The sequence below is a fragment of the Bellilinea sp. genome, assembly GCF_034432615.1.
In the GTDB taxonomy this organism is placed as follows: Bacteria; Chloroflexota; Anaerolineae; order Anaerolineales; family Anaerolineaceae; genus Bellilinea.
In genome coordinates this window covers 1-6,569 of the sequence record NZ_DAOUBL010000064.1, presented here as the reverse complement: position 1 = coordinate 6,569, position 6,569 = coordinate 1, and the positions used below count along the sequence as shown (strand labels likewise).

At 58.9% G+C, this 6,569-nt stretch carries 8 protein-coding genes; 7 read left to right on the top strand and 1 reads right to left on the bottom strand.

Going from position 1 to position 6,569, the window contains the following annotated elements; genetic code table 11:
* A partial coding sequence (locus tag VAE48_RS03300) for a hypothetical protein (protein ID WP_322791891.1) occupies window positions 1-249 on the bottom strand: 249 nt, incomplete at its 3' end.
* 186 nt (window positions 250-435) lie between these two features.
* On the opposite strand from VAE48_RS03300, the gene VAE48_RS03295 reads away from it, so the two are divergent.
* From VAE48_RS03295 to mutM, 7 genes are all read left to right on the top strand, one after another.
* Window positions 436-1,143, top strand: a complete 708-nt coding sequence (locus tag VAE48_RS03295; protein ID WP_322791890.1) for a response regulator transcription factor — start codon at window positions 436-438, stop codon at window positions 1,141-1,143.
* Window positions 1,144-1,438: 295 nt separating this feature from the next.
* Window positions 1,439-1,849 carry a cobalamin B12-binding domain-containing protein gene (locus VAE48_RS03290; protein ID WP_322791889.1) on the top strand — a complete coding sequence of 137 codons (411 nt, stop codon included), beginning with the start codon at window positions 1,439-1,441 and terminating at the stop codon, window positions 1,847-1,849.
* An 18-nt stretch (window positions 1,850-1,867) separates the two neighbouring features.
* Window positions 1,868-2,890, top strand: a complete 1,023-nt coding sequence (meaB, locus tag VAE48_RS03285; RefSeq protein WP_322791888.1) for a methylmalonyl Co-A mutase-associated GTPase MeaB — start codon at window positions 1,868-1,870, stop codon at window positions 2,888-2,890.
* A gap of 32 nt (window positions 2,891-2,922) precedes the next feature.
* On the top strand, window positions 2,923-4,242 hold the full coding sequence (gene aspS / locus VAE48_RS03280) for an aspartate--tRNA(Asn) ligase (protein WP_322791887.1): 1,320 nt from the start codon (window positions 2,923-2,925) through the stop codon (window positions 4,240-4,242).
* A 9-nt stretch (window positions 4,243-4,251) separates the two neighbouring features.
* A complete protein-coding gene (locus tag VAE48_RS03275) occupies window positions 4,252-4,794 on the top strand; it encodes a GNAT family protein (protein WP_322791886.1) in 543 nt (180 codons plus the stop codon).
* 25 nt (window positions 4,795-4,819) lie between these two features.
* On the top strand, window positions 4,820-5,815 hold the full coding sequence (locus VAE48_RS03270) for a ribose-phosphate diphosphokinase (protein WP_322791885.1): 996 nt from the start codon (window positions 4,820-4,822) through the stop codon (window positions 5,813-5,815).
* Between the two features lie 31 nt (window positions 5,816-5,846).
* A partial coding sequence (gene mutM, locus VAE48_RS03265) for a DNA-formamidopyrimidine glycosylase (protein WP_322791884.1) occupies window positions 5,847-6,569 on the top strand: 723 nt, incomplete at its 3' end.

Here is a 6,569-nt window from a genome sequence, read left to right as displayed (position 1 = left end):
TTTGAAAAGGTTTTGCTTTGCCCGCTCAAGCAGGGCCTCGCGCACCTGCGCCGCGCTCATTGCGACTTCTGCGGCTACGGCCGGTGTAACACCTGGCGCGGCCTGGATCACTTCTTCCACAGCCGTTGGGAAAGCCGTCGGCGCTGCCGGTTCACCTTTTACCTCACCCGATGTTTGCACCACCAGCAAGATGAAACCTGCTGCCAGCCCCAACAGCGTAATCAAAACAAAATAGGGTTTCCGGTACATATCGTACTCTCTGTTTCAGTTTTTTTTTTCAACAAAGCCATCATAGCAAATCAAACAGGAATTGGAAAGTACCGCCAGTCACACCCCCTAGCATGACTTTGACCCCTATTGACCAATTCGATTTTTCCCCTTATCATAAAAATATTGGTTATGTCCTTTCAAACCGTTTTCTTTCCATAGGATCAAATGGCGAACCACTCCCCCCCATTGGTCTGCATCGCCGTTTCCGTTCCGCTCCTCAAAAAAGGATTGATTGCGTTTTTCAGGGAAGAACTCACTTCCGCCGATTACGATATTTTTGGAGAGGATGGCTCTCCTGGTGGAGAATGGCAGGAAAGACAGCCGGATGTGCTGGTTGTGGATGCAGCACGACTGGCTGAATGGACTTCCGGCAACTCCAGTCCCTCTTTCCCGACCACTACAAAGATTCTACTGATTGCCCCGCACAGCAGCCTGCCGCTGGTGGTTCGCGCCATTCAGCGTATGACCATTCACGCCTGGATACCGTTAGAAAGCGATCTGGATAAACTGGCTCTGGCCCTTCAGCGGTTAGTGGAGGGCGGCGCCGATTTCACCTCCCTGCCGGACATCCTGGAAACTTTTCTGCGCGAGCGCCCGCTGACACCCGCTCTGAGCAATCGGGAACGGCAGGTGCTGTCGCTGATCGCCTTGGGTCACGATAACACCCAAATCTCCGAACAACTGGGCCTTCAGGCCGGTACGGTCAAAAACTATATCACCACCATTTACCAGAAAATTGGCGTGAGAAGCCGCGCCGAAGCGGTTATCTTCATGTGGAAAAACCCCGAATACTTCCTGATGCCCGGCGAGGGAATCACCGATGACCTGCTGGATGACTCACTGAGTTCGCAACCGGAAATTCCCTCAACCTGACAAACCCTCATGCCCCGCAGCGCGTTTGGTAAAGGGCAGGCGGTCACCTCCCGCGCTGCAATGAAAATCTATCGTTGTGCCCTGGTATCTTTGCGTCAAGCACCGCATTCAAAAAGGTATTCGCGGGACGCAAGCCACTAAACCCAAAGACGCAAAGCCGCAGGGGGAAAATGAGATGATTGGCTGACATCTTGTGAGACTTTGAAAAAGCCCGCCCTCATATTAAAAAAGGTGGATATTGTCTGACCACAGGACGCGGTATAATTGAAACAACTTCACCCTGAGGCAAAACCGAATGACCGAACGCAAAATCCGCGTACTGATTGCCAAACCCGGTCTGGACGGCCACGACCGCGGCGCAAAAGTGATTGCCCGCGCCCTGCGCGACGCCGGCATGGAGGTGATCTACACCGGCCTGCGCCAGACGCCGGAGATGATTGCCGAGGCCGCCCTGCAGGAAGATGTGGACGCCGTCGGGCTTTCCATCCTCTCCGGGGCGCACATGGCGCTGGTGCCGCGCGTGCTGGAACTGCTGCGCGCCAACGGGCAGGGCCATGTGCATGTCTTTGTCGGCGGCATCATCCCCGAACAGGACATCCCCGCCCTGCTGGGAATGGGCGTGCGCGCCGTCTACGGCCCTGGCACCTCCACCCAAAAAGTGGTCGAAGACCTGCGCGCCGCCATCTTACAGGAATATCAGGCCTGAGGCAGACTGGAAGTGGGGATGACCACACTGGCCGAGGAAGTGCTTGCCGGCAGCCGCCTTGCGCTGGCCCGCCTGCTCACGCTGATCGAGAACGAGGACCCGCAGGGCGAGGCCGCCCTCGACCGTCTCTTTCCGCACAGCGGGCGTGCCCACTGGATCGGCATCACCGGTTCGCCGGGCGCGGGCAAGTCCTCGCTGGTCAACCGGCTGGCGCGCGCCTTCCGCCAACCGGCGGATGGCAGCCCGCCGCGCACGGTGGCAATTGTGGCAGTCGACCCTTCCTCACCCTTCACCGGCGGGGCCTTGCTGGGAGACCGCGTGCGCATGCGCGACTTGAGCGGCGACCCGGGTGTGTTCATTCGCTCGATGGCCTCACGCGGCGCGCTGGGCGGGCTGGCGCGCACCACCCCCGCCGTCGTTCAGGCCCTCGACGCGGCCGGCTTCGATGTCATCCTGATCGAAACGGTCGGCGCCGGCCAGTCCGAAGTAGAAATTGCCCGGCTGGCGCACACCATCATCGTGGTTGAAGCGCCCGGCATGGGCGATGACATTCAGGCCATCAAAGCCGGTATTCTGGAAATTGCCGATATTCTGGTGTTGAACAAGGCCGACCTGCCCGGCGCCGAAAACACCCTGCGCAGCCTGCGCGCCATGCTGGAACTGGGCAGCCCACGGCGCGAAGCCCCCGCCGAAAACGAGCCGCCGGTCTGGCGTCCGCCTTTGGTGGCCACCATTGCCACCCAGAACGAAGGCATTGCCGAACTGATGAAGCACATCCGCGCCCACGCCGACTACCTGCGTCAGAGCGGCGGCTGGCAGGCGCGCGACCGCAGCCGCCTGCAAACCCAGCTGGAAGAATTATTGCAAGCCGCCTTGCTGCGGCGCTGGCGCAGCAGCCTGCCGGACGGCCGTTACCAGCAGATTCTGGGGGACTTGCAGGCGCGCCGCATCTCACCTTATCAGGCACTTCACGATTTATTAGATGAAGCAGACCTTCCGCAATCGTTCCAGCGCGGCTCATCCGCGCTGTTGACCTCTTAACATCCCATCCCAAAGCGAGGAGAAAGAAGATCATGGAAAGAACCAAAATTGCCGACCTGCGCCAGCACATTGGCGAAAAAGTTAAAGTGGAGGGCTTTTTACAAACCCTGCGCGATCAAAAGAAGATGCAGTTCCTCATCCTGCGCGATCTGAGCGGTCTGGTGCAGGTGGCCTTCTGGAAGGCCAACGACCCGGCTCTGGCCGAGAAAATTTCCGCCACCGCCACCGAAAGCGTCGTATCCGTGACCGGCACGGTCATCGAAAACCCGATTGTCAAACTGGGCGGGCTGGAAATTCAACTGGAAACCTACGAGGTGATCGGCCCGGCCGAATCCCCCATCCCGCTCGACCCGACCGCCGAAGCCCTGCCCTCCATTGATTACCGCCTCGATTGGCGTTTTCTGGACATGCGCCGCCCGCCGGTCACCCTGCTCTTCAAGGTGCAGACCACCGCCGAGGCCGCTTTCCGCGAATACTGGCTGAAGCACGATTTCATCGAAATCCACTCGCCCAAGTTGATGGGCTCACCCAGCGAATCAGGCGCCGAGCTGTTCGAGGTGCAGTACTTCGAGACCAAGGCCTATCTGGCACAGTCGCCCCAGTTTTACAAGCAGATGGCCATGGCAGCCGGGTTTGAGCGGGTCTTTGAAATCGGGCCGGTTTTTCGCGCCGACCCGTCCTTCACCTCGCGCCACATGACCGAATTCACCGGCATTGACATGGAAATTTCCTACATCGAATCGCACGAGGATGTGATGCGCTTTCTGGAAAACATGCTCCAGTATGTCTATCAGCGCGTCAAAGATGCCCACGACGAGGAAATCAAACAGCAATTCGGCGTGGATTTGCGCGTCCCCAGCGTCCCATTCCCGCGCATTACTATGGAAAAAGCACTGGAAATCCTCAAAGAAGTCGGCTACCAGCTGCCGCCCGAAAAGAAAGGTGATATTGACCCCGGCGGAGAACGCGCCCTGGCCGATTACATCAAGCGCACGTATGACCACGATTTCTTCTACCTGATTGACTGGCCGATTAGCGTGCGTCCCTTCTATCACATGCGCCACGCTGATCAGCCCCACCTGACCAAGTCCTTCGACCTGATCGCCAACGGCACCGAAATTGTCACCGGCGCCCAGCGCGAACACCGCTACGAGATCCTGCGCCAGCAGGCGATTGAAAAAGGGCTTTCCACCCAGTCCATCCAGTTTTATCTGGACTTCTTCCGCTACGGTTGTCCGCCGCACGGCGGGTTTGGGCTGGGGCTTTCGCGCCTGCTGATGGTCATGCTCAACCTGCCCAACATCCGCGAGGCCGTCTTCCTCTTCCGCGGCCCGAACCGCCTGCACCCATAGGAACAAAAGATGATCTACGGCAACGGATTGCGCCTGCGCCCCATCGAAAAAGACGATCTGCCTCGCTTCGTCCGCTGGCTGAACGACCCGGAAGTGCGCGAAAACCTGCTGTTGTTTGCGCCTATGTCGCTGGATGAGGAAGAGGAATGGTACAACGGCGTATTGAAACGCCCCAAAGAGGAACGCCCGCTGGCGATTGAAATCGAAATCGGCGGCGAGTGGCTGCCCATCGGCAACATCGGCCTGATGAACTTTGAATGGCGCGCCCGCAACGCCGAAGTGGGCCTGTTCATCGGCGAAAAACAGTACTGGAACCGCGGCTACGGCAGTGAAGCCCTGCGGGTGATGGTCGGCTACGCTTTTGACTTCCTCAACCTGAATAAGGTCTATCTGCATGTCTACGAAACCAATCCGCGCGGCATTCGGGCCTACCAGAAGGTCGGCTTTGTGGAAGAAGGCCGCCTGCGGCAGGATGTCTATAAAAACGGCCGCTATATAGACGTGCTGGTGATGAGTATCCTCCGTTCGGAGTGGTATTCCAGCCGCGTCTAGTGTATACTAGGATAGAGAAGAGAACATGCCCACTCACAATCATTCCCGCCATGAACGAATGATGTATGGCGATATTCGCCTGTATGCGGGTACGGCCTGCCCGCAGCTGGCTCAGGACATTGCCGATTATCTCAACCTGCCGCTGTGCGGACGGGATGTGATTGAATTCCCCAACGAAAACCTGTTCGTCAAACTGCACGGCAGCGTGCGCGGGCAGGATTGTTATGTGATTCAGACCACCTCCGCGCCCGTTCACCGCAACCTGATGGAACTGCTCATCCTGCTGCAAACCCTGCGGTTGGATTCGGCAGCGCGCATTACGGCGGTGGTGCCGTACCTGTGCTATGCCCGCTCGGACAAGAAAGACCAGCCGCGCGTGCCCATCACTGCCCGGCTGGTGGCCGACATGATCGAAATCGCCGGTGCCGACCGCTACATCACCATGGACCTGCACGCCGGGCAGATTCAGGGCTTCTTCTCCATCCCCGGCGATGTGCTGACCGCTTTTCACATGCTGACCGATTATTTCAAAGGCATCCTCAACCGTCTGCACTCGCCGGTGGTGGTTACTGCCGATCTGGGTTTTGCCAAAAAGGCCCGCAACTACGCCGCCAAACTGCAACTGCCGCTGGCCTTCATCGAAAAACGGCGGCTGGCCAACAACGCCAAAGCCGAAGCCCTGACGCTGATCGGGGATGTGTACGACCGCGATGTGATTCTGGTGGATGATGAAATTGACACCGGCGGCTCCATCGCTCAGGCGGTCAATCTGGTCAAGGAAAACGGTGCACGCAATGTCTACATTTCCTTCGTCCACGCCGTCTTTTCCCGCGATGCCGCACAGCGGCTGGCCGCCCTGCCGGTCACTCAATTTGTGACCACCAACACCATCCCCATCCCTCACGAAAAAGCCGCCCTGTTCGGTGAGCGGCTGAAAGTACTTTCGATTGCCCCCCTGCTGGGGGAAGTCATCCACCGCGCCAACGAAGGCCGCAGCGTGGGTGAGATGTTCAACGAATAGCCCGCCTTTTCCCCAACCTGTTCGATGGCCAATGCCGGAACTGCCTGAGGTAGAAACGATTGTACGCGCCCTTCAAAACGGCGGGCGGGGCAGCCCGCCGTTAGTGGGGCGTGTCATTCAGGAAGCCGAAATCCGCTGGCAGCGCAGCCTTGCCGAACCACCCCCGCCGATTTTTCTGCAAAAAATCCGCGGCCAGACCATCCAACGCCTGAGCCGGCGCGGTAAATTCATCCTCATTCATCTCGATCAGGGCAGCCTGCTCATCCACCTGCGCATGAGCGGCGACCTGCGGCTTGAGCCCGCCGCAGACGAAACCGGCAGCCCCCTCCCGCCCCAGCCGCACGACCGGCTGATTTTCCACCTCGCCGATGGCTGGCGGCTGGCCTTCAATGACACCCGCAAGTTCGGGCGCCTCTGGCTGACCGATGACCCACAGACCGTTCTGAACGGCTTGGGCCCGGAACCGCTGGATGAAAGCCTCGATGCCCAAACCTTTCATCACCGCCTGACCCGTGTTCAACGCCAGTTAAAGCCTCTCCTGCTCGATCAATCCTTCATCGCCGGTTTGGGTAATATCTATGCGGATGAGGCCCTCCATCTCGCCCGCCTGCACCCGCTCACCCCTTCCCATTTGCTCAGCCGCGAAGATGCCGCCCGCCTGCTGAACGCCATTCGCACGGTATTGCAAGAGGGCATCCGCCGCAACGGCGCCAGCATTGACTGGGTTTACCGCGGGGGGAGTTTTCAAAATCAC

Bases quoted from the DNA above. Each gene is read 5' to 3' on its own strand.
- VAE48_RS03275 (WP_322791886.1), top strand. From the start codon at position 4,252: ATGATCTACGGCAACGGATTGCGCCTGCGCCCCATCGAAAAAGACGAT.
- meaB (WP_322791888.1), top strand. From the start codon at position 1,868: ATGACCACACTGGCCGAGGAAGTGCTTGCCGGCAGCCGCCTTGCGCTG.
- VAE48_RS03295 (WP_322791890.1), top strand. From the start codon at position 436: ATGGCGAACCACTCCCCCCCATTGGTCTGCATCGCCGTTTCCGTTCCG.
- aspS (WP_322791887.1), top strand. From the start codon at position 2,923: ATGGAAAGAACCAAAATTGCCGACCTGCGCCAGCACATTGGCGAAAAA.
- VAE48_RS03290 (WP_322791889.1), top strand. From the start codon at position 1,439: ATGACCGAACGCAAAATCCGCGTACTGATTGCCAAACCCGGTCTGGAC.
- VAE48_RS03270 (WP_322791885.1), top strand. From the start codon at position 4,820: ATGCCCACTCACAATCATTCCCGCCATGAACGAATGATGTATGGCGAT.